Consider the following 21,427-nt stretch of genomic DNA (forward strand, 5'->3'; position numbering starts at 1 on the left):
GATGCCGCAAGAGGAATACCGCTGGCCCTGCGAACAATGCGGGGCGCAACTGCGTTACGCACCGGGCCAGACGCGGCTGACCTGCGACCATTGCGGACATGTGCAGGACATTGCTCCACAGGCGCCCAGCCAACGGGCCAGGGCGCTGCAAGAGCTTGATCTGGCACAAGGATTGCGCGACGATCTTTCAGGCTCGGACATGGTCGAGGTGCGCACGACGAGCTGCCCGAACTGTGGCGCCAAGGTCGAAGTCACCGGTGCGACCCATGCCACCCAATGCCCTTTCTGCGCAACGCCCATGGTGCTGGATACCGGGACCGAGCGGCACATCAAGCCGCAGGCGCTGGTGCCCTTTGTCCTGACCGAGAGCGAAGCACGGGCCGCGATGATCCGCTGGATGGGCAACCTGTGGTTCGCGCCCGGGACTTTGCTGGAATACGCCCGCAAGGGCCGCGCGCTGACCGGGATCTATGTTCCCTTCTGGACCTTCGACGCCGACACCGCCAGCCGCTATACGGGCGAACGCGGCGAATATTACTATGAGACCCGAACGGTCAACGTGCGCGTAAACGGCCGCACGGAGCAGCGCCAGGAAAGCGTGCGCAGGACGCGCTGGTATCCGGCCTCGGGCCGCGTGCGCCGCGACTTTGACGACGTGCTGGTGATGGCCTCGCGCAGCCTGCCACCGCGGCTGGGCAATGAGCTGACGCCCTGGGACCTTGGGGCGCTGACAGCCTATAGCCCTGAATTCCTTGCCGGTTTTCAGGCCGAAGGCTATACCGTTCCTCTGTCGGATGGCTGGCGCGAGGCGCAGGAACGGATGTCGCAGATCATCCGCGAGGACGTGCGCCGCGACATCGGCGGGGATGAACAGCGCATCCATGACGTGGCGACCTCGTGGTCGGGCGAGACGTTCAAGCACATTCTCCTGCCGGTCTGGACGGCGGCCTACAGGTACAACGGCAAAAGCTACCGTTTTCTCGTCAACGGCCAGACCGGAGAGGTGCAGGGTGAGCGGCCCTGGTCGGTCTGGAAGATCGCGCTTGCGGTGATTGTCGTGGCTTTTCTGGCACTTGGCGCGGTCTACCTGTCCGACCCCGAGGCCATGGGCCTGCCGCAGCCGGACTGGATGAACTGACAGTCAATCCGCGTCGCGCCGGAAGAAAAGCTGATAGCCCGCATAGGCCCCTGCGGCGAGGAACATCAGGCCCCAGAACGGCGATTGCAGCCAGACAAGCTCCATCAGGCCCCAGAAAACGGGCAGGAGGACGGTCAGCCAGCGCACCCAGGCATGTCTGAAGAACGGGTCGTTGGGATCGAGAAACTTCATGGCCGTGCGTCCCCGTTCGTGGCATCCTTGGCTGACAAAGGGAGGACGACATGCCCAAGATTGTCAAGGATTTCCAAGGACAAACCGTCATCACCACCTTCGAGACGACGCCCGCCATGGCCTTCGACCTGATCGAGGCGCTGGAGGCCGCCTATGCCGAGTGCATCCGCCTGCAGCCGGGGTTCATCGGCGCGGGGCTGCACATGAACGACGCCCGGACGCGGATCTGCAACTATAGCCAGTGGCGCTCGCGCGAGGATTATCAGGCGATGCTGCGCACCCCCGAGATGCGGGAGAGGAACCGGCGCATCAACGAGCTGTGCCGGGGGTTCGAGCCGGTGATGTACGAGGTGACGGGGGTTTTCTGAGCCCGCGTCAGATCAAGGGGTCAGGGCGGCTTTCGCCGTATGCCTTGCGCCTGCTGCGCTTCGATCCATGCATGCGCGCGTGCATATGGAAAAGTGTTGACCGTCGATGCCGCCGGGGCGCCGGATCAGGCCGAAGGCACTGTGGCACAGGCCCGGAACGCCTCGACCGCTGGCCGCGCGCCCGTCAGATCGAAGGGAACAACGGTTGTCCCCGCCAGGGCGGTCGCGGTCGCATTGAAGGCCAGCCCGTCCAGCACATTGCCCAAGCCCGTGTCGGTGACGTCGAGCGTCCGCGCGTCCGGCGAGAGCTGGTGGCGATCGGCGCCTATGGTCATCGCGGCGGGCCCGTTGAATCCAGGTCCGAACAGGTCGGTCACGGGCCAGGGATCGGGGCGGGTCAGGGTGATCGCATAGGGCTGAGGCCGCGCGGGATCATAGGTCACGCAGATGGAGAGCATCGGGGTGTCGTGGAGGATCGTGCAGACGGGCGTGGGGGTGAAGTCCCACGCCCGGGCGGGCGTGGCGAGGAGGAGGAGGGAGAGGAGGACACGCTTGACCGGAAGATGGGGCAAGCCCGGCTGCGGTCAAGGCAGGGGTTGGGCTCCGGCATCCGTCCGGGGGGCGTTAACCTTGCGGAAAGGCCTGCGCGCGAAACTGGCCGGAGACCGCGGAGGTGAGCATGGACCCAGTGGACGAATTCGCCCGGCTGAAGGCCGAAATCCGGCGGTTGCAGGATCGCGCGGAGGCCCTGCGCGAGGGGTTCCTCAAACCCGGCGCGCGGCTGCGGTCGAACCGGTTCGAGATCACGGTGAAACGGCAGAAGCGGCGCGTTTTCGTGAAGGAACGCCTGCCCGAGTCGGTTCTTGCCGATCCGCGCTATTGGGAAGAGCGGGAGAGCGAGGTGGTGACATGCCATGAGATCACCACCTTTCGCGCGGGCGACCCGGACATCGTCCTGATCGAGTGAGTCACAGGTAAGGTGGGCGATCCGCCCACCCTACGCCGGGGAATATCCATCAAGGTCAATGCCATGCCGAACTACCGCCGACTGCGCGTTCCAGGCGCCACCTATTTCTTCACAGTCAATCTGGCTAGGGAAGGGGATACCGCGCTTGTCGATCACATCGACCTTCTGCGGGAAGCCTACCGGGTGACCGCCGCCGAGCATCCGATCGATTGCCGGGCGATGGTGGTCCTGCCGGATCATATCCACGCCGTCTGGACCCTGCCTCCGGGGGATGCCGACTTTTCGCGCCGCTGGCAGAAACTCAAGGCCCGGTTCACCCATGCGACGGGCCTTCGGGGCGCGCAATCCCGCAGCATGGTGGTAAAGCGCGAAGCCGGTCTCTGGCAGCGCCGGTTCTGGGAACACATGATTCGCAATCCCGACGAGGAGGGCCGGGCAATCGCCTATTGCCTGAGCGATCCGGTCCGGCATGGCTATGTGGAACAGGCCGCCGAATGGCCCTTCTCCACACTCCACCGCGATCTGCGGGCGAAGGTGGGCCCATCGCCCACCCTGAGGGCCGTCGCGTAGGCAGGGCAGTTTGACCGACCCCTATCTTCCGCGACGTGACCTCTTCCCTCCCCGCTGCCCGGCCCGCCCGGCCGTCGACCGGCCGGCCATCTTCGTGGCCTCTTCCACCGCTTCCTCGATCACCTCCTGCCGGGCGAAGGGGTCGTCGGCGACGGCGAGTTCCACGGCCTCCAGCCGCCTGACCTCGTCCCGCAGGCGGGCGGCTTCCTCGAATTCCAGGTTCTCGGCGGCCTTGCGCATCTGGGTGCGCAACGCCTCCAGATGGGCGGCGAGGTTCTGGCCGACCATGGGCTTGTCGACCCTGGTCGTGACGCGCGCCATATCGGTGTCGCCCTGCCAGAGGCCCGCCAGCACGTCCTCCACGTTCTTCTTCACCGTCTCGGGCGTGATGCCGTGCTTCAGGTTGTAGGCCATCTGCTTTTCGCGCCGCCGATTGGTCTCGGCCAGCGCCCGTTCCATCGACCCGGTGATCCGGTCGGCATACATGATGACCCGGCCTTCACTGTTGCGCGCGGCGCGGCCGATGGTCTGGATGAGGCTGGTTTCCGACCGCAGGAAGCCCTCCTTGTCGGCATCCAGAATCGCCACCAGCCCGCATTCCGGGATATCGAGGCCTTCGCGCAAGAGGTTGATCCCCACGAGGGCGTCGAATGCCCCGAGCCGCAGATCGCGCAGGATCTCGATGCGTTCGATGGTGTCGATGTCGGAATGCATGTAGCGCACCCGGATGCCCTGTTCATGCAGGTAATCGGTCAGGTCCTCGGCCATGCGCTTGGTCAGCACGGTGACCAGCGTCCGCAGGCCCCGGGCCGAAACCTTGCGGATCTCGTCCAGGAGGTCGTCCACCTGCATTTCCACCGGGCGTATCTCTACCTCGGGGTCGAGAAGCCCGGTCGGGCGGATCACCTGTTCGGTGAAGACGCCGCCGGTCTGCTCCAGCTCCCAGGCGGCGGGGGTGGCCGAGACAAAGATGGATTGCGGGCGCATCGCATCCCATTCCTCGAACTTGAGGGGGCGGTTGTCCATGCAGGATGGCAGGCGGAAGCCGTGTTCGGCCAGGGTGAACTTGCGCCGGAAGTCGCCGCGATACATCCCGCCGATCTGAGGGACCGAGACGTGGCTTTCGTCGGCAAAGACGATGGCGTTGTCAGGGATGAATTCGAACAGCGTGGGCGGCGGTTCGCCCGGCGCGCGGCCGGTGAGGTAGCGGGAATAGTTCTCGATCCCGGCGCAACTGCCCGTCGCCTCCAGCATTTCGAGATCGAAGTTGGTGCGCTGTTCCAAGCGTTGGGCTTCGAGGAGTTTTCCTTCCGAGGTAAGTTGTTTCAGACGGTGGAAAAGCTCTTCCCGGATGCCCTTGATCGCCTGTTGCAGGGTTGGCCGGGGGGTGACGTAGTGGCTGTTCGCATAGATGCGGATCTGCTTGAAGCTGTCGGTCTTCGCGCCGGTCAGCGGGTCGAATTCGGTGATGGCCTCCAGCTCCTCGCCAAAGAAGGAAAACCGCCAGGCGCGGTCTTCCAGGTGGGCGGGCCAGACTTCCAGGCTGTCGCCGCGGACGCGAAAGGCCCCGCGCTGGAAGGCGGTGTCGAGGCGGCGGTATTGCTGGGCCACAAGGTCGGCCATCACCTTGCGCTGGTCATAAAGCTGGCCCACCACCAGATCGACGGTCATCGCCGAATAGGTCTCGACCGAGCCGATGCCATAGATGCAGGAGACAGAGGCCACGATGATGACGTCGTCGCGCTCCAGAAGCGCCCGGGTGGCAGAGTGGCGCATCCGGTCGATCTGTTCGTTGATCTGCGATTCCTTTTCTATGTAGGTGTCGGTGCGCGCGACATAGGCTTCGGGCTGGTAGTAGTCGTAGTAGGAAACGAAGTATTCGACCGCGTTGTCGGGGAAGAAGCCCTTGAATTCGCCATATAATTGCGCGGCCAGCGTCTTGTTGGGCGCAAGGATGATGGCGGGTCGCTGGGTTGCCTCGATGATCTTGGCCATGGTGAAGGTCTTGCCCGTCCCCGTGGCCCCCAGAAGCACCTGATCCCGCTCGCCCGCGTTCACCCCGGCGGTCAGTTCGGCAATCGCGGTGGGCTGGTCGCCTGCGGGCTGGAAGGGCGACGACAGGACAAATCGCCGCCCGCCCTCGAGCTTGGGCTTGGTCAGCACGTCCGGGCGTTCGGTCACGGCATTGGCGTTGTTGTGCGGCATGGGGCACTTTCGCGAGTCGGGGAGGGCAGAGCAGAGTTGATCCGTTTTTGTTCCAGTTCAAGCGGCGATCCGCGCGGGCGGGTGAAACCGTTGCCGAGGCAGGGCGAAGCGGCTAAGGCAACGGGCCAGAGGTGAGCGATGGCGAAGAAGATCGATACGCGGGCCGTGGGGCTGGATGTGGGGCTGGCGTTCATCCGCTGGCTCACGGGGGCAGAGAACCTGCATTATGGCCTGTGGACCGGGCTGGAGGTGACGGCGGGCAATCTGCGGGCGGCGCAGGACAACTATTCCACCAGGCTGTTCGGCTACCTTCCCGAGGGGCCGCTGCGCATCCTGGACATCGGCGGGGGTGCGGGCGAGACGGCGAAGAAGCTGCTGGCGCTGGGCCATACTGTCGAGATCGTGGTGCCTTCGGCGTTCCTGGCCGCGCGCTGCCGCGAGACGGCCAGAGGTGCCACGGTGCATGAATGCACGTTCGAGGCGTTCACCGGAACCGGGCCGTTCGACCTGTGCCTGTTTTCCGAAAGTTTCCAGTATATTCCCCTGACCGAAAGCCTGCCGAAATGCGCCCGGCTCCTGGCGCCTGCCGGGCAGGTGCTGATTGCCGACTGCTTTCGCACCGCCGCCTATCGCGGTCGCGCCGTGCATGGCCCGCAGCCCGGCGGTGGTCATCAGATCGCAGCCTTCCGCGCGGCGGTGCCGCAGGCGGGCTTTGCGATCGAGGCCGAGGAGGACATCACCGACGCCGTCGCGCCCTCGATCGACCTGGAGCAGCGGCTGTTCAACGTGCTGGGCCACGGGGTGAAGCGGGTGTCCGACGAGATCCACGCCAAGCGGCCGGCGGCGCATTGGGCGCTGGCACGGCTGCTGGGGCTGTTCCTGTCGAAGTCGCGCCGCGAGAACCTGATGCAGCGACTGACCGGGACCAACCGAACCTCCGAAGCGTTCCGGACCTACAACAGGTACCAGATCTTCCGCCTGGGACGGGCGCAGGGCTGAGGTCCTGCGGTGTCAAGCGTCGATCGTGAAAAGATTCTTCACCGACGAATACAACTTCTGGTTGATATGACCTCCGGCTTCGGCCAAGATGGACCGGCAAGCAGCAACTGAATCTGCCGGTCGGCGTCAGATCCCACCCCACCCACACTCCCTGACACCGGCCGGCAGTCTTTCCCGCATCGGGTGCTTGCGCTTTCCGCAAACTTCGGAATAACACGGGGCACGTCCGAAGGAGCCAGTCATGCGCGCCCGTATCTACCAGCCAGCCAAGACCGCGATGCAATCGGGGACCGCCAAGACCCACCAGTGGGTGCTGGAATTCACGCCAGTCTCTGAACGGGAGATCGACCCGCTGATGGGCTGGACTTCGTCCTCGGACACCCAGAGCCAGGTGCGCCTGCGGTTCGAAACCCGCGCGGCGGCCGAGGCCTATGCAACCGAAAAAGGGCTGGAGTTCGACGTGGTCGAGCCCAAGCCGCGCAAGCCGGTGATCCGGCCCCGCGGCTATGGCGAGAATTTCGCGACCGACCGCAAGGGCGCCTGGACGCATTGAATGGCGTGGTCCATCGCCGAAGAGCACCCGCTTACGCCTGACCTGGCGCTGCTGTTCGAGCGTCACACCGCAGACATGCACGCCGACACCCCGCCGGAATCGATACACATGATGGACAAGGGCGCGCTGGCAGCGCCGGGGATCCGGTTCTTTGTCCTGCGGGACGAGGGGGTGCCGCTGGCCATGGGGGCCTACAAGCGAATCGATGCCACCCATGCCGAGATCAAGTCGATGCATGTGCTGGCCGAGGCGCGGGGGCGCGGGCTGTCGAAGGCCATGCTGGACCATCTGCTGGCCGCGGCCGCTGCGGACGGGTTTGTCCGGATGAGCCTGGAGACCGGCGTGCAGCCAACCTTCATCGCCGCGCGGGCGCTGTACGAACGCGCCGGATTCCGGGAATGTCCGCCCTTCGAGGGCTATGGCCCGGACCCGAATTCGGTCTTCATGACAAAGGCGCTTGCCTGAACCGAACGCTTGGCCCAAAAGGGCGTCGCGCGGGCTCATAGCTCAACTGGATAGAGCAAGGACCTTCTAAGTCCGAGGTTGAGGGTTCGAGTCCTTCTGGGCCCGCCACAGGTTCCCAAATCGGTCGTGAATCGCTTCGGGCAGTCCCCACGGGGGGCTCAGGTCTTGCTGCTGGGCGCGCCGCCTTCGAAGCGGTTGCCGTGGCGGTAGTCGCAGGGGGCCTCTTGCATCTGCAGATGAAGGCCGGTGCCGGTGAAGGGATGGGCGCGGGCGACATCCTCGTCGAAGTCGATGCCAAGGCCGGGGGCCTCGGGGGGGAGGATGTAGCCGTCTTCCCATCTGATCGAGTTGCGGATCAGTTTCTGATGGAAGGCGCCGCCGGTTTCGATGGTCTCGGCGATCAGCAGGTTCGGGATCGAGGCGGCAAAATGGATGTTGGCGGCCCATTCCACCGGACCTGCATAGAGGTGCGGCGCCATCTCGGCGTTGAAGATCTCGGCCATGGCGGCGATCTTCTTTGCCTCCCAGATCCCCCCGACACGGCCAAGAGCGGGTTGCAGGATCTTGACGCCCCCGGCGCGGAGGAGGGTGCCGAATTCGGCCTTGGTGGTCAGGCGTTCGCCGGTGGCGAGGGGGACGCGGACCTGGGCGGCGACCTCGGCGAATTCGAGCAGGTTGTCGGGCGGGATCGGTTCTTCGTACCAGAGCGGATTGTAGGGTTCGATCTCGCGGCCCATGCGTATCGCGCCCGGCGTGGTGAACTGACCGTGGGTGCCGAAGAGAAGGTCGACGCGGTCGCCCACCGCCGCGCGGATGGCCTTGCAGAAGGCGACGCTGCGGGTGATGTCGGACAGGGCCGGTTCATGGCCACCGCGGATCGTGTAGGGGCCGGCGGGGTCGAATTTCACCGCGGTGAAGCCTGCGTTCATGAATCGCACCGCTGCCTCGGCGGCGGCGTCTGGGTCGACCCAGAACTCGGGCGTCTCCTTGCCGGGCTCGGGGTAGAGGTAGGTGTAGCTGCGGATGCGGTCATTCATCCTGCCGCCGAGCAGCGCGTAGACCGGCCGGTTGCGCGCCTTGCCGAGGATGTCCCAGCAAGCGATCTCGAGCCCCGAGAAGGCGCCCATCACGGTCGGGTCGGGGCGCTGGGTGAAGCCGGAGGAATAGGCGCGGCGGAACATCAGTTCGATGCTTTCGGGGTTTTCGCCGGCCATGTGGCGTTCGAACACGTCTTCGATCACGGCTTGCATGGCCTTGGGGCCGACGGTGGAGGCGTAGCATTCGCCGTAGCCGGTGATCCCGGTGTCGGTGGTGAGTTTCGGGAAGATCCAGTAGCGGCCTCCCCAGCCGGGGAACGGGGGGGCGACGACGAAGATTTCGAGGTCCTTCAGTTTCATGGTGCGCGCCCCCTGGCTGGCGGCGGAGCGGGGGTTTCACACCCCCGCACCCCCGTGGAGTATTTCTCAAAAGAGCAAGCTAGAGAGGACAGGGGCGCGTCAACCTTTCATCTGCGACAGATCGTGACGCGGATGGGATAGGGCAACAGGTGGCAAACCCGAAGGCTGGGTGCAGCGTGGTGTTCGATTACGTCAAGTTCTTTCGCGGATCCTGGCTTCTTCCGCGAGGTTGCCGCAGCGAAAAGTCAAAGTCGGGCATGGCCGATGCGGGCGAGGAAGCCAAGGAGCGGTTCGGCGAAGCCTTCCGGATCGGTCAGCATCGACAGATGGCTGCCACTGCGGATCAGTTTGTAGCCGGCATCCGGCACGAGCTCCGCGAGGTCACGCTGGACGTCGGGCGGGGTCTTGCGGTCGTCAGCGCCGGCAAGGATCAGGGTCGGCAATCGCAGCGCGGCGGTGGTCTGGTAGAAATCCGCCGTGGCAATGGCCGAGGCGAAGCCGGTCCAGCCATCGGGGCGGGTGGTGCCTAGCATGGCCCGGACCGCAGCAAGCATCGGCGAGGCGCGCCATCTGGGGCCGAGGAGGGCTGCACATTCGGCGTCGAGATCGGGGCCCTCGCCGCGCAGGCGGGCAAGGCGGGTTTCCCAGACCGAAGGGTTGGCAAAGCGGGTCGCCGAGCCGGTCAGGACCAGGGCGCGCACGAGGTCGAGGCGTTTGACGGCGAGGCCCTGCGCGATCAGCCCGCCCTCGCCCGCGCCCAGCACAACAGCATCCTTCAGTGCAAAATGGGTCATCAGCCGTTCGACATCGCGGATCATCGCGCCCATCGCATAGGGCGGCGGGGGCGTGTCCGAGGCCCCGTGGCCGCGCAGATCAAGGCGCAGGATGCGCTGGCCGTTCAGGCGGGGGATCAGCGCGTCCCAGACGCGACCGTCAAGGCCGAGGCCGTGGATCAGGACCAAGGGCGGCCCGGTGAGGGGGCCGTTCAGGTCGGCGTTCAGTCGCAGATCGTCCAGCCAGACCAGTGTCATGCGAAGCGCCGCAGGGCCTTGGCGAAGGTTTCGGGGGCGACATTGCCGCCCGAGGCGACGGCGATGACGGTGTCGGGCAGGTCCGCGCCGAACAGGGCGGCGGCCAAGGCGACAGCGCCACCCGGTTCCAGCACGATCCGCAGGTGGGTAAAGGCCAGCGCCATCGCGTACAGCGCTTGATCGTCGGTCACAACCGCCCCAGGCCCGGCGAGGCGGGAGAGGATCGGGAAGGTCAGTTCACCGGGCGAAGGGGTCAGGATCGCGTCGCAGATTGACCCGGAGACAGCCGCGTTGCGTTCGCGCTTTCCCGAAATGAGCGACCGGGCCATGTCGTCAAAGCCCTCCGGTTCGCAAGTGCGGACTCGCAGGCCGGGCGCATGGGCGGCAAGCGCAAGGGCGGTGCCCGAGGACAGTCCGCCGCCGCCGCAGCAGACCAGGACCTCGGCGGTCGTGACCCCGGCCTCGGCCGCCTGGGCGGCGATTTCGAGGCCGACGGTGCCTTGTCCGGCGATCACCTGCCCATCGTCGTAGGGCCGGATCAGTGTCAGGCCACGGGCTTCGGCAAGGCGGGCGCCGATGGCGTCGCGGTCTTGCGTTCCACGGTCGTAAAGCACGACCTCGGCACCATAGGCCCGCGTGTTGTCGATCTTCACCTGCGGCGCGTCGGCGGGCATCAGGATCACGCAAGGCGCATCGTGGCAGGCGGCGGCATGGGCCACGCCCTGCGCATGGTTCCCAGAGGAATAGGCGATGACACCGCGCGCCCGGGCCTGCGGGTCAAGCGCCGAGACGGCTGCCCAGCCGCCGCGCGCCTTGAAGCTGCCGGTGATCTGGAGGTTCTCGGCCTTGACGAAGATCCGCCGCCCGGCAACCCGGTCCAGCAGCGGCGCGTTAAGGAGAGGAGTGCGCCGGACATGGCCCTGCATCCGGCGGGCGGCGGCTTCGATCAGGGTGATGTCGGTCATGCCAGCCCTGCGAGGAAGCGGCGGATCAGAGCCACCGATTCAGGTTCGTCGAGAAAGGGAATGTGGGCGCGGCCCGGAACTTCGGCAAAGGCCATGTCGGGGCGGCGGGCGCGCATCTTCGCTGCGGCTTCGGGCGTGAGCAGGTCCGAGTTCGCACCGCGGATCAGGGCAAGCGGCAGACCGGCAAGGGCGTCGAACAGCGGCCAGAGGTCGGCAGGCGGGCCATCGAAGGCGGCAAGGAACGCGTCGCGCAAGGCGGGGTCGTAGGGCAGGCGCAGGCCCTCGGGGGTCTCGATGACAAGGTGCTGCGCCTCTTCCAGCCAGCGGGACATCGGGACGCCGTCGAACCCGGGGCTGCGCGACAGGCGCTGGGCATAGTCCTCACGGTTGCGACCGGCAGGGGCGCGGCCGACGTAGTCGCTGATGCGGGCGAGGCCCATGCGGTCGATCTCTGGCCCGACATCGTTGAGGCAGAGACCGAGGAGCCGGTCGCGCGCTGTGACGCCCAGCAGCATCCCGATCAGCCCGCCGCGCGAGGTGCCAAGGATCGCGGCCCGGGCCACGCCCAGATGGTCGAGAAGGGCGACGGCATCGCGGGCCTCTTGCGGGACGGTGTAAGTGGCCGCCCCCGTCCAGTCGCTGGCCCCCCTGCCCCGGTAGTCCATACGGATCAGCCGCACGGGCGGCAGGTGGGGGACGAGATAATCGAAATCGGCCATCGTGCGGGTCAGGCCGGGCAGGCAGAGAAGCGGCAGCCCCTCGCCTTCATCGCGGTAGGCGATGCGGGCGCCGTCTTCGGCGGTAAAGCGGGTGATCGCGGTCATGGGTGCAGCGTGGCATGTGGCGCGGGCGGGGAAAAGGGGGGGGCTGCGCCTTTGGTCGCGGGACGGGGCGCTTGTGAGCCGGGGCGGGGCAGACTAAACCCGTCCCCGAAACGGGTGAGGCAGGCGCATGTCGGACAGTTCCGCGGTCGAGGATCGGCCAAAGTCGAAACGGGTGGCAGCCCTGCGCGGTCTGGTGCCGTTCCTTTGGCCCTATCGCGGGCTGGGGCTGCTGGCCTTGCTGGCGCTGATCCTGACGGCCTCGGTCAGCCTGGTCCTGCCTTTGGCGGTGCGGCGGGTGATCGATGGGTTCAACGATGCCGATGCCGGACTGCTGGACAAGTATTTTGCCGCTGCGCTGGGGATCGCCGGGCTTCTCGCCCTGGGAACAGGCTTGCGCTACTACCTTGTCACCCGGCTGGGCGAGCGGGTGGTGGCCGATATCCGCCGGGCGCTGTTCGACCGCGTGCTGGGCATGTCGCCTGCGTTCTTCGAGCGTATCCTGACGGGCGAGGTGCTGTCCCGGATCACGACCGACACGACGCTGATCCTGTCGGTGATCGGGTCCTCGGTGTCCGTGGCGCTGCGTAACGTGTTGATCCTGCTGGGCGGGCTGGTGCTTCTGTTCCTGACCTCGGCCAAGCTGACGGGGCTTGTCCTGCTGATCGTGCCCGCGATCATCGTGCCGATCGTGGTCCTGGGGCGTCGCCTGCGGGCCCTGTCGCGGGAAAACCAGGACTGGATCGCGGCCTCCTCGGGCTCGGCGTCCGAGGCGCTGACGTCGGTGCAGACGGTGCAAGCCTTTACGCATGAGGGCGCGACACGGGCGCAGTTTGCCGAGGTGACCGAGAAGAGTTTCGTCTCGGCCAAGGCGCGGATCCGGACGCGGGCGGTGATGACGGTGATCGTGATCTTCCTCACCTTCGCCGGGATCGTGGGCGTGCTGTGGGTCGGGGCGCGCGACGTGCGGGCCGGAGAGATGTCGGTCGGCGCGCTGATCCAGTTCGTGATCTATGCGGTGATGGTGGCCGGCGCAGTGGGCGCGCTGTCGGAAATCTGGGGTGAATTGCAGCGGGCGGCAGGCGCGACCGAGCGGCTGGTGGAGCTGCTGAACACCGAGGATTCGGTGAAGGACCCGGTGCGCCCGGTCCCCCTTCCCCGCCCGGTGCGCGGCGAGATTGCCTTCGAGGAGGTGACCTTCCGCTATCCCGCCCGGCCCGAGGCCTCGGCCTTGAACGGTGTGTCGCTGCATGTCAGTCCGGGCGAGACGGTGGCCCTGGTCGGCCCTTCGGGCGCGGGCAAGACCACGATCCTGCAACTGCTGATGCGGTTCTACGACCCGCAATCGGGCCGGATCACGCTGGACGGGATCGCCCTGCCCGACATGGCGCGCAGCGATTTCCGCCAGGCCATCGCGCTGGTGCCGCAGGATCCGGTGATCTTCGCCACCTCGGCGCGGGAAAACATCCGCTTCGGACGGCTGGATGCCACCGATGCCGAGGTCGAGGCCGCCGCGAAGGCCGCTGCCGCGCATGATTTCCTGACCGCGCTGCCGCAGGGCTATGACAGCTACCTGGGCGAGCGCGGGGTGATGCTGTCGGGCGGGCAGAAGCAGCGGGTGGCCATTGCCCGCGCCATCCTGCGCGATGCGCCGATCCTGCTGCTGGACGAGGCAACCTCGGCGCTGGATGCGGAAAGCGAGCGGCTGGTGCAGGCGGCGGTGGAAAGGCTGGCCGAAGGTCGGACGACGCTGGTCGTGGCGCACCGGCTGGCCACGGTGAAGCGCGCCGACCGGATCGTCGTGTTCGACAAGGGCCGGATCGTGGCGCAGGGCACGCATGACGCGCTGGTGGCCGAGGGCGGGCTTTACGCGCGGCTGGCGCGGCTGCAATTCACCGAAGGCGCGGTCTGACGTAGCGTCCCGGGGCGGCGATCGGGGCAATCCCGACTTCACAAACCCGTTTCCCACCCCCATGTTCAGGGAAAGCCTGCGGCAACAGCGGGCAGCGACATGGGGAGGAACCGATGACCAACTTCGCCACCGCGGCGGATGTGCGCGCAATCGAAGCGGAAATGCCCTGGTCCGAACGGGGGCAGGCCCGGTCGATTCATGAATATCTGTCACGGGCGAAGGCGGCACATGGCGCCCGGCCTGCGGTGAGCTATCAGCTGCTGTCCGGGCCCGAGACGAAGAAGGTCACGCTGACCTGGGCCGAGCTGCACGCTCAGGTCACGCAGGCGGCAAACCTGTTCCGCAGTCTTGGTGTCGGCGAAAGGGACGTGGTCGCCTTCGTCCTGCCGAACGCGATGGAGACTGTCGTCACGCTGCTGGGCGGGATGGTTGCCGGGATCGTCAACCCGATCAACCCGCTGCTGGAGCCGGAAAAGATCAGCGCCATCCTTCGCGAGACCAATGCCAAGGTCGTGGTCACGCTGAAGGCCTTCCCGAAGACCGATCTGCCGCAGAAGGTGTCCGAGGCGGTGCAGTTCGCACCGAACGTCAAGACGGTGCTGGAGGTTGACCTTGTGCCCTATCTGTCGGGCCTGAAGAAGGTCATCGTGCCGTGGATCCGGCCGAAGAACCCGCCCCGCCACACCGCGAACGTCAAGGATTTCCGGGTGGAAATGTCGAGGATGCCGTCCGACAGGCTGACATTTGCCGACCGCACCGAGGACCATGTCGCCGCCTATTTCCACACCGGCGGCACGACCGGCATGCCCAAGGTCGCGCAGCACAAGGCCAGCGGCATGATCTACAACGGCTGGCTGGGCTCCACGCTTCTGTTCAAGCCGACCGATGTGGTGATCTGCCCCCTGCCGCTGTTCCACGTCTTTGCCTGCTATCCGATCCTGATGTCGATGATCGGCTCGGGCGCGCATGTGGTCTTCCCCACCCCGCAGGGCTATCGCGGCGAAGGGGTGTTCGACAACTTCTGGAAGCTGATCGAACGCTACAAGGTGACCTACATGGTTACCGTGCCGACGGCGCTGGCCGCGTTGATGCAGCGCCCGGTCAATGCCGACATCTCCAGCCTGAAGAACGCCTTCTCCGGCTCGTCCCCGCTTCCGGTCGAGTTGTACAACCGCTTCAGGAAGGAAACCGGGATCGAGATCGTCGAGGGCTACGGGCTGACCGAAGCCACCTGCCTTGTGTCGATCAACCCGCCCGACGGGATCAAGAAGATCGGTTCGGTCGGCCTGCCCTTCCCTTATACCCAGGTCCGTATCCTGACCAGCCAAGGCGCCATCGGGTTCCGTGAATGTGCGGTGGACGAGGTGGGCGAGATCTGCATCTCAAACCCTGGGGTCTATGAGGGATCGACCTATACCGAGCCGGACAAGAACAAGGAGCTGTTCGCCGACGGGCGGTTCCTGCGCACTGGCGACCTTGGCCGGATCGACGCGGACGGCTATCTGTTCATCACCGGGCGCGCGAAGGATCTCATCATCCGCGGTGGCCACAACATAGACCCGGCGATCATCGAAGAGGCCCTGATGGGGCACGAGGCGGTGGGCTTTGTCGGCGCCATCGGCCAGCCCGACGCCCATGCGGGAGAGCTGCCTTGCGCCTATGTGGAACTGGTCAAGGGGTCCTCGGCCACGGTGGAGGAACTGATGGCCTATGCCGCCAAGCATATCCATGAACGCGCCGCCCTTCCCAAGTACATGGAAATCCTGCCGGAACTGCCCAAGACCGCAGTCGGCAAGGTCTTCAAGCCCGACCTGCGGCGGCTGGCGATCACCCGCATCTTCAACGCGGCGCTGGCCGAGGCGGGAGTGTCGGCCCAGGTAACGGCGGTGATCGAGGACAAGAAACGCGGTCTGGTCGCACAGTTGTCCAAGTCCGGCCCGGTCGAGGATGTCGCGGTCCAGAGGGTTCTGGGGCAGTTCTCGAACCCCTGGGAATGGGCTGCCTGAGGGCGACCCACCGGAGGCAATCGGGACAGGAGCGTCTTGCCGAGGACTGAAAGTTTCATTTGCCTGAATCACACCGTGGCGCGAAAAAGCGAAGAGACATTCGGTCACGGGATAGGAAGAATGAGCTTTCGCATGGGGCTGGCCGCTGCCTTGGTCGCGGCCTGGGTGGCGGGTCAGGCGACCGCGCAAGAGTCCGAGGTGCTGTTTTCGCACAAGCACTGGCAGGTTTCGATCGTCGGCTGGGACGACGGGACAGTCGGCTGTGTGGCCGAGGTCAAGGCGCCGGGCGAAAGTTTCTCGATATGGACCTTCCAGGATGGCGCGGTGCAGCTTCAGTTCTATTCCACAGCCTGGGAGTTCGGCGAAGGACAGACCGCCGATCTTGGCGTGCAGATCGACCGCCGTGCGCCCTGGAGCCTGACAGGGGCCGAGTTGTACAAGAATTCGGTGCTGTTCTACCTGCCCGACAGCAAGGCCGGGGTGAATTTCATCACCGAAGTCGCCCGCGGCAACCGGCTGTACCTGCGGGACGACGATGGGTCGGATGTGCAGAACTACTCGCTGGCCGGGTCCAGCGCCTCGATCTCGGCCCTGGTCGACTGCGGCGAGGTCATCACCAAGAAGACGCCGGGCAATCCGTTCAACTAAAGCGCGTCGGTGTCCATCCAGATGGTCACCGGCCCGTCGTTCACCAGGCTGACCGCCATGTCGGCGCCGAACCGGCCAGTGGCGACCGGAACCCCTTGATTTTCCAGCGCACGGGCGAAGTGGAGGTAAAGCCGCTCGCCCTCGCCCGGGGGCGCGGCGGTGGAGAATCCCGGGCGATTGCCGCGCAGGTCGGCGGCCAGGGTGAACTGGCTGACCACCAGAACACTGCCGCCGATGTCGCGGATCGACAGGTTCATCTTCCCCTGATCGTCCTTGAAGACCCGCAGCTTGGCGACCTTGGCGGCCAGCTTCTCGGCCTGGATTTCCGAGTCCCCGCCCATCGCGCAGACGAGGATCAGGAAGCCCTTGCCGGTCTCTCCCACCAGCTCGCCGTCAACGTGGACGGCGGCGCGGGTGACGCGTTGAAGGACAGCCCTCACAGCTCGCTCGCCCAGGGCGGATTGGCCCCGGCGCGGGAGACCGTGACTGCGGCGGCGCGGGTGCCAAGGGTGAGGGCGGCGGTAAGGGCAGCGTCGTCAAGGCTGGCAACGGCGGCCTTGGTCAACGCCCCGGCCCGGTGCAGCGCGGCCAGAACGCCCGCGTTGAAAGTATCGCCCGCCCCGACCGTATCGACGACTGCAACCTTCTGAGCAGCCACGAAAATATCCTGACGTGCCGTCACCGCCCGCGCCCCGTTCGCGCCTTCGGTGATGAAGACGACCTTCGGCCCCCTGGCCAGGATGCCGCGCGCAAGCGTCGTCAGATCGCCATGCCCTTCCAGCCAGTGCAGGTCCTCGTCCGACAGCTTGACGATATCGGCGCGCGCGATCATCCGGTCGATCCGCGCGCGGTACTCGGCCTCTTTCCCGGCGATGAACCCGGGGCGGATGTTGGGGTCGATCATCGTCACGCGGGCGGCGCTTTCGCGGGCTTGCAGCGTCTCATAGGTCGAGGCGGCGGGGTCGTTGACCAGACTGATCCCGCCGAAGAAGAGGGTGTCGACATCGGCGGGCAGGGTCGGAAGATCGGCTTCGGAGAGCATCCGCCCCGCCGTGGCCTCGTCATAGAAGGCATAGGTTGCCTGGCCGTTCACCAGCTTGACGAAGGCCACCGTCGTCGGCCGGTCGGACCGCGCCAGATAGCGGGTATCTACCCTGGACGCGATCAGGGTATCGGCGAGAATTTCGCCCAGCATGTCATTGGAAACGCCCGAGAAAAATGCCGACGGCGCGCCGAGCCGACCCAGGGCGATTGCCGTGTTGAACACCGCTCCGCCGGCATAGGGGGCAAAGCAGGCCTCTCCTTCCGTCGAGGTCCTGGGCAGCATGTCGATCAGCGCTTCGCCGCAGCTGAGAATCATCTTTGTCCCCTTCCGTTTCTGCGGGCAAGTCTAGCGGGTTTCTCCCTGTTAGCGCAAACAGTCAGGCAGTGAAGAACGGACGCAGGTTGTCCCGGACCCGGTCAAGCGGACTGGCCCCGCTGGCGTCGGGAAGGAAGGGCTGGCCGGTGATCCTCTCGAAGGCGTCGATATAGACCTGGGCGGTTTTCTCGATCATGTCGATGGGGATTTCCGGGATCGCGTCCCGGTAGGGATCGCAGCGCGCGACGACCCAGGAGCGGATCACGTCCTTGTCGAAACTGGGCGGCCGGGTACCGTTTTCCAGTGCGGCCTCATAACCTTCCGCGATCCAGTAGCGGCTGGAATCGGGGGTATGGATTTCGTCGGCGAGCAGGATGTTTCCCTCTGAGTCCGTGCCGAACTCGTATTTGGTGTCTACAAGGATAAGTCCTTGCTTCTGCGCCATTTCCTGGCCGCGGGCGAAAAGGGCCAGGGACTTCTGGCTGACCTCGTCCCACTGGGCCCTGGTCAAGAGGCCGGTCGACAGGATGTCGTCGGCCGTCAGAGGCTCGTCATGGCCGCCGTCGAAGGCTTTCGAGGTGGGGGTGATGATGGCCTCCGGCAGGGCCTGATTGTCGCGCAGGCCCTCCGGCAGGGTGTGGCCGTACATCACCCGCGCGCCGGCCTTGTACTGGGTCAGGATCGAGGTCGAGGTGGTCCCGGCAAGGTAGCCCCGCACGACGATCTCGACCGGCAGGATGGTGACGCGCCTGGCATGGACCACGTTCGGATCGGGGTAGGAAAGGACGTGGTTTGCGGCGATGTCGGCGGTGTGGTCGAACCAGTAGCGGGCGAGTTGGGTCAGGACCTGGCCCTTCCAGGGGATCACCGCAAGTATCTGATCGAAGGCGGAAATCCGGTCGGATGAGATCAGGAGGCGCGTGCCGTCGGGCAGATCATAGCAGTCGCGGACCTTGCCGAAATAGGGATTGGGAAGTTCGGCAATCCGCGCCTGCGGCAGGGTGCGGGAAAGGTCGATCTGGCGCATGGCAGGCCCCCGTTGCGGTGCCTGCTTCTTCGGGGTTTTGCCTGTCGAGTCAAGGCTGCTTCGGGCAGTCGAGGCTTCCCCGCATCTCGCCACTGTCGCCCTGCAGGGTGCTTTCGCGCAGCTTGCAGCCGGTCACACGGGGGATGAGTTCGATCATCGTGGCGCGGATCTGCTGATGCTCCCCGCGCCGGGCATAGCCAAGGCGGATGACCTCTACCCGTTCGCCCTTCTGAAAGACCGTGTAGTCCCGCCCACCGAGATGAACGTCGGTGCGCGTCGCGCCAAGGAACTCGGGGGCCGGAGAGGCTCCGCAGGCAGTCAGAAAGGCGATCGGGATCAGGAGGATGAGGTGTTTCATGACCTCAAGGATGGCAGAGGTTGGTTAACGGGGGGTTAAGCGTCTGGCATTGGTCGGACAGGCTCATGCGGCCTTGCGGGTGGCTTTGCCCATGTCCTCCCACGTCAGGCCGGGGCGGTAGCGGGCGGCGATCTGGCCTCCCTTCAGCGCGAAAAGGTGCAGCCAGCCGTTGTCGAACAGCGCCCGGACCGAGGGGTGCTTTTCCAGCACTGCCGCGATGGCCTCGGCCGGGGCCTCGACCAGCACCGACAGGCGCAGGGGATCGTGCGCGGCGTGTTCGCCGTCGTTGATCGTCTGCAGCGGCAGGCCCGCGCGCAGCAGACCGCCGTTGCCCTCGACCACGCCGATGCCGCCCACGACGTTGTGGATCAGCTTGTTGCCGCCGCCGAAGACCTGCGGCGCCACGGTCGAGCCATAGTATTGCAGGCTGATCCACGAGGCCACCACCACCGGTGCAGTGAGGATGAGTTCCAGCGTGGCAAAGCCCTGGTCCTTCTGCCAGTCGTAGTCGTGCAGGAAGGCCCGGCCCTTCAGGTCGCGCCCCGCGGTCGCCCTGCGCGGTGCGGCGATGAAGGCCGCGCAGCCCGCCAGACCCCATTCGGGCCGCACCTCTGCCCAGTCGGTGGCGCGGCGGATGAGGTCGGCAGGGCTGGCCCCCGGCAGGCGCGGCGCGCGTTCGGCCCGGGCGGTGCGGGCGGCGGCGGCAAGCCAGGTGCGGGCCTGCGCGAGGTCCTTTGCATGGTCGGGCTCGGGGGTGTCGGGGTAGAGCGTGATCTCGTCCGTCACCGTGTCGTGCAGGCCTGCGACGAACAGCGTGTCCACCGGCAGGGCGATGCCCTCGGCCGGAAGGCCCGCGCGCGTCTCGGCATCGTTCAGCAGCAGGGCCAGCAGCCGCGCCGAGACCTCGCCCGTCTGCCCGCAGCAGGCGCCGCAGTGATAGGCGCTTTCGTGCGGGTTGTTCGTCACCTGCGCGCCGTGGCCGATCAGCAGCACCAGCCGCGCATGGCCCTCCGTCATGCTCATCGCGCGCAGGACCGCCGCCGCCGTCTGGACCTTCTGCGCCGCCGTCAGGCCGCCCTCGATGCGCGGGGCGGGTTCGGGGGCAAGGCCCTTCGCCCCCAGCCCCAAGGCGTCCTTGACCAGCTTGCCGCCATAGAGCGGACCTGCGGCCTCGACGAAGGCGAAGGAGGACACCGCCGCCTGCCGGAACCTTCCCCAGGCACGCCGCGCGCGGGCGGCGATGCGGAGGTCGGCCTCGACCGCGGGCGAGAGGTCGGGCGCAGAGGTCAGCGCGGGGTTCAGCAGCGCCGGCAGATGCGCCTCGGCCGTGTCACTGCCAGGGGCGCGGTGGGCCAGCGGCAGGCCGAAGAAGCCGGCAAAGCCCATTGTCTCGATCCGGCCGTCCTGCGCCTCGAGTGCGCGGCGGAACACCTCGGACCGCACGTCGATGCAGAAGGTGGCTTGCAGCACGGGCCGAGCCTTCGCCTCGGCGGGGCCGGTCAGGAGGGCGTCGAGGCCGCGCTGATGCGCGCGCTCGGCGGCCTCTTGCAGGATGGCGTCCAGCACCTGATCAGGCGTGGGGGCCAGCGGCGCGGTATGGGCGGCCACCACCGCCTGCCAGTCGCCCGCCGCCGTCGGGGCATGGGCCAGAAGCGCCTCTTCCCAGACCAGCCGGATCGCCAGCAGGTCGGTCAGCGTGGTGTCGCTGCCGCCCGTCAGTTCGGCCTGCCACAGGATCCAGCGCGCATGCATCGCCCAGCCGCCAATGTCCACCAGAAGCCGGTGGAAGGCGGTCTCGGCGGCCTCGGGACCGATCCCCAGCCGCTCCGCCGCGCGCAGGACGGCGCGTTCGGGGGTGTCGGGGGCCTCGGCCACATGGGCGCAGAAGCCCCTAAGCCCGGCGATCTCGGGCGTCAGGTCGTGGCTTGCCCAGTCGCGCCAGGCGGCAAAGGCGCCCTGCCCCGGCCGCGGCGTCCACAGCGCCTGGCCGCGGTCGAAATGCCCCGCCGCCCAGAGGCCGAAGCTGCGCGCGATGACGGCAGGCCAGTCGGTGCCGGTGGCGTTGGCGGCAAGCTCGGCCAGCGTCGGCAGCGCCTGCGGGGCGGGCGCGGGGGCGTGCATCCGGGCCTTGAATTCGGCCAGGTCGCGGGGCTTGAGCGGCGAGGGCGACGCGATCAGCGCCGCGGCAAGGTCATCGTCGGTGATCGTGCCGGCCCTGACCCTGGCCACCAGCTCGGCCCGGGGCGCGGTCAGCGCCGCCCCCGCCACGCGGGACAGCCGGGCCGAGGCCATGGCCAGATCCTCGCCCGTCTGGCCGAGGAAGGGGTTGACCGCCACGGTCGCATCCAGCGGGAAGGCGGGGGGGACGGCGCGGGCGGCGGCTTCGGCCGCGGCGAGCAGCCTGGACACCATGGTGGGCGCGACCTGTGCGTGCTTGAGGAACAT

22 protein-coding genes and 1 tRNA gene are annotated in these 21,427 nt (G+C 66.8%); 11 read left to right on the top strand and 12 right to left on the bottom strand.

Annotated features, from left to right (window positions below; all coding sequences use genetic code 11):
- Position 1: 1 nt before the first annotated feature.
- Complete coding sequence (locus D5084_RS04180) at positions 2-1,138, top strand: TFIIB-type zinc ribbon-containing protein (RefSeq protein ID WP_128514254.1); 1,137 nt, start codon at positions 2-4, stop codon at positions 1,136-1,138.
- 3 nt (positions 1,139-1,141) lie between these two features.
- On the opposite strand, the gene D5084_RS04185 is transcribed toward D5084_RS04180, so the two are convergent.
- Positions 1,142-1,330: a hypothetical protein gene (locus D5084_RS04185; RefSeq protein WP_128514255.1), complete on the bottom strand. Its 189-nt coding sequence runs from the start codon at positions 1,328-1,330 to the stop codon at positions 1,142-1,144.
- Positions 1,331-1,380: 50 nt separating this feature from the next.
- Here D5084_RS04185 and D5084_RS04190 point away from each other — a divergent pair, with 50 nt between their 5' ends.
- Positions 1,381-1,698: an antibiotic biosynthesis monooxygenase family protein gene (locus D5084_RS04190; protein WP_128514256.1), complete on the top strand. Its 318-nt coding sequence runs from the start codon at positions 1,381-1,383 to the stop codon at positions 1,696-1,698.
- A gap of 125 nt (positions 1,699-1,823) precedes the next feature.
- Here D5084_RS04190 and D5084_RS04195 read toward each other — a convergent pair whose 3' ends face one another.
- The gene (locus tag D5084_RS04195; RefSeq protein ID WP_128514257.1) at positions 1,824-2,270 is read right to left on the bottom strand and encodes a hypothetical protein; all 447 of its coding nucleotides are present in this window, start codon (positions 2,268-2,270) and stop codon (positions 1,824-1,826) included.
- Between the two features lie 107 nt (positions 2,271-2,377).
- Here D5084_RS04195 and D5084_RS04200 point away from each other — a divergent pair, with 107 nt between their 5' ends.
- Positions 2,378-2,665 carry a hypothetical protein gene (locus D5084_RS04200; protein ID WP_155523096.1) on the top strand — a complete coding sequence of 96 codons (288 nt, stop codon included), beginning with the start codon at positions 2,378-2,380 and terminating at the stop codon, positions 2,663-2,665.
- Positions 2,666-2,728: 63 nt separating this feature from the next.
- Positions 2,729-3,235 carry an REP-associated tyrosine transposase gene (locus D5084_RS04205; protein ID WP_128514259.1) on the top strand — a complete coding sequence of 169 codons (507 nt, stop codon included), beginning with the start codon at positions 2,729-2,731 and terminating at the stop codon, positions 3,233-3,235.
- Positions 3,236-3,256: 21 nt separating this feature from the next.
- Here D5084_RS04205 and uvrB read toward each other — a convergent pair whose 3' ends face one another.
- Entirely contained in the window at positions 3,257-5,440 is a 2,184-nt protein-coding gene (uvrB, locus tag D5084_RS04210) for an excinuclease ABC subunit UvrB (protein ID WP_128514260.1), read from the bottom strand.
- A 138-nt stretch (positions 5,441-5,578) separates the two neighbouring features.
- On the opposite strand from uvrB, the gene D5084_RS04215 reads away from it, so the two are divergent.
- From D5084_RS04215 to D5084_RS04230, 4 genes are all read left to right on the top strand, one after another.
- Positions 5,579-6,439 carry a class I SAM-dependent methyltransferase gene (locus D5084_RS04215; RefSeq protein ID WP_128514261.1) on the top strand — a complete coding sequence of 287 codons (861 nt, stop codon included), beginning with the start codon at positions 5,579-5,581 and terminating at the stop codon, positions 6,437-6,439.
- Between the two features lie 241 nt (positions 6,440-6,680).
- Positions 6,681-6,992 carry an ETC complex I subunit gene (locus D5084_RS04220; RefSeq protein ID WP_128514262.1) on the top strand — a complete coding sequence of 104 codons (312 nt, stop codon included), beginning with the start codon at positions 6,681-6,683 and terminating at the stop codon, positions 6,990-6,992.
- Positions 6,993-7,457, top strand: coding sequence for a GNAT family N-acetyltransferase (locus D5084_RS04225; RefSeq protein WP_128514263.1), 465 nt, complete (start codon positions 6,993-6,995; stop codon positions 7,455-7,457).
- Positions 7,458-7,488: 31 nt separating this feature from the next.
- Positions 7,489-7,565: transfer RNA gene (locus D5084_RS04230), tRNA-Arg, on the top strand.
- 50 nt (positions 7,566-7,615) lie between these two features.
- Here D5084_RS04230 and D5084_RS04235 read toward each other — a convergent pair.
- The 4 genes from D5084_RS04235 to D5084_RS04250 all read right to left on the bottom strand — a co-directional run bounded on the left by D5084_RS04235 (position 7,616) and on the right by D5084_RS04250 (position 11,674).
- The gene (locus D5084_RS04235) at positions 7,616-8,854 is read right to left on the bottom strand and encodes a mandelate racemase/muconate lactonizing enzyme family protein (protein WP_128514264.1); all 1,239 of its coding nucleotides are present in this window, start codon (positions 8,852-8,854) and stop codon (positions 7,616-7,618) included.
- A 245-nt stretch (positions 8,855-9,099) separates the two neighbouring features.
- A complete protein-coding gene (locus D5084_RS04240) occupies positions 9,100-9,885 on the bottom strand; it encodes an alpha/beta fold hydrolase (protein WP_128514265.1) in 786 nt (261 codons plus the stop codon).
- Entirely contained in the window at positions 9,882-10,850 is a 969-nt protein-coding gene (locus tag D5084_RS04245; RefSeq protein ID WP_128514266.1) for a threonine ammonia-lyase, read from the bottom strand. The genes D5084_RS04240 and D5084_RS04245 overlap by 4 nt, the downstream gene beginning before the upstream one ends.
- Complete coding sequence (locus D5084_RS04250) at positions 10,847-11,674, bottom strand: alpha/beta fold hydrolase (protein ID WP_128514267.1); 828 nt, start codon at positions 11,672-11,674, stop codon at positions 10,847-10,849. The genes D5084_RS04245 and D5084_RS04250 overlap by 4 nt, the downstream gene beginning before the upstream one ends.
- Positions 11,675-11,801: 127 nt before the next feature.
- Between D5084_RS04250 and D5084_RS04255 the strand changes: the two genes are divergently transcribed.
- The 3 genes from D5084_RS04255 (at position 11,802) to D5084_RS04265 (ending at position 16,237) form a co-directional block, all read left to right on the top strand.
- The gene (locus D5084_RS04255; protein ID WP_162302375.1) at positions 11,802-13,583 is read left to right on the top strand and encodes an ABC transporter transmembrane domain-containing protein; all 1,782 of its coding nucleotides are present in this window, start codon (positions 11,802-11,804) and stop codon (positions 13,581-13,583) included.
- 113 nt (positions 13,584-13,696) lie between these two features.
- Entirely contained in the window at positions 13,697-15,589 is a 1,893-nt protein-coding gene (locus D5084_RS04260; protein ID WP_128514268.1) for an acyl-CoA synthetase, read from the top strand.
- A 120-nt stretch (positions 15,590-15,709) separates the two neighbouring features.
- Positions 15,710-16,237: a DUF1176 domain-containing protein gene (locus D5084_RS04265; protein WP_128514269.1), complete on the top strand. Its 528-nt coding sequence runs from the start codon at positions 15,710-15,712 to the stop codon at positions 16,235-16,237.
- Here the strand turns inward: D5084_RS04265 and dtd are convergent.
- The 5 genes from dtd to D5084_RS04290 form a co-directional block, all read right to left on the bottom strand.
- A complete protein-coding gene (gene dtd, locus D5084_RS04270) occupies positions 16,234-16,677 on the bottom strand; it encodes a D-aminoacyl-tRNA deacylase (RefSeq protein ID WP_128514270.1) in 444 nt (147 codons plus the stop codon). The two genes, D5084_RS04265 and dtd, sit on opposite strands and share 4 nt — an antisense overlap.
- The gene (locus D5084_RS04275; protein ID WP_128514271.1) at positions 16,674-17,597 is read right to left on the bottom strand and encodes a carbohydrate kinase family protein; all 924 of its coding nucleotides are present in this window, start codon (positions 17,595-17,597) and stop codon (positions 16,674-16,676) included. The genes dtd and D5084_RS04275 overlap by 4 nt, the downstream gene beginning before the upstream one ends.
- Before the next feature lie 61 nt (positions 17,598-17,658).
- The gene (locus D5084_RS04280) at positions 17,659-18,624 is read right to left on the bottom strand and encodes a phosphoribosylaminoimidazolesuccinocarboxamide synthase (RefSeq protein WP_128514272.1); all 966 of its coding nucleotides are present in this window, start codon (positions 18,622-18,624) and stop codon (positions 17,659-17,661) included.
- Between the two features lie 49 nt (positions 18,625-18,673).
- The gene (locus D5084_RS04285) at positions 18,674-18,982 is read right to left on the bottom strand and encodes a hypothetical protein (RefSeq protein ID WP_128514273.1); all 309 of its coding nucleotides are present in this window, start codon (positions 18,980-18,982) and stop codon (positions 18,674-18,676) included.
- Between the two features lie 63 nt (positions 18,983-19,045).
- Complete coding sequence (locus tag D5084_RS04290; protein ID WP_202910027.1) at positions 19,046-21,427, bottom strand: YbcC family protein; 2,382 nt, start codon at positions 21,425-21,427, stop codon at positions 19,046-19,048.

Source organism: Tabrizicola thermarum, from assembly GCF_003574395.1.
Classification (GTDB): Bacteria; Pseudomonadota; Alphaproteobacteria; order Rhodobacterales; family Rhodobacteraceae; genus Tabrizicola; species Tabrizicola thermarum.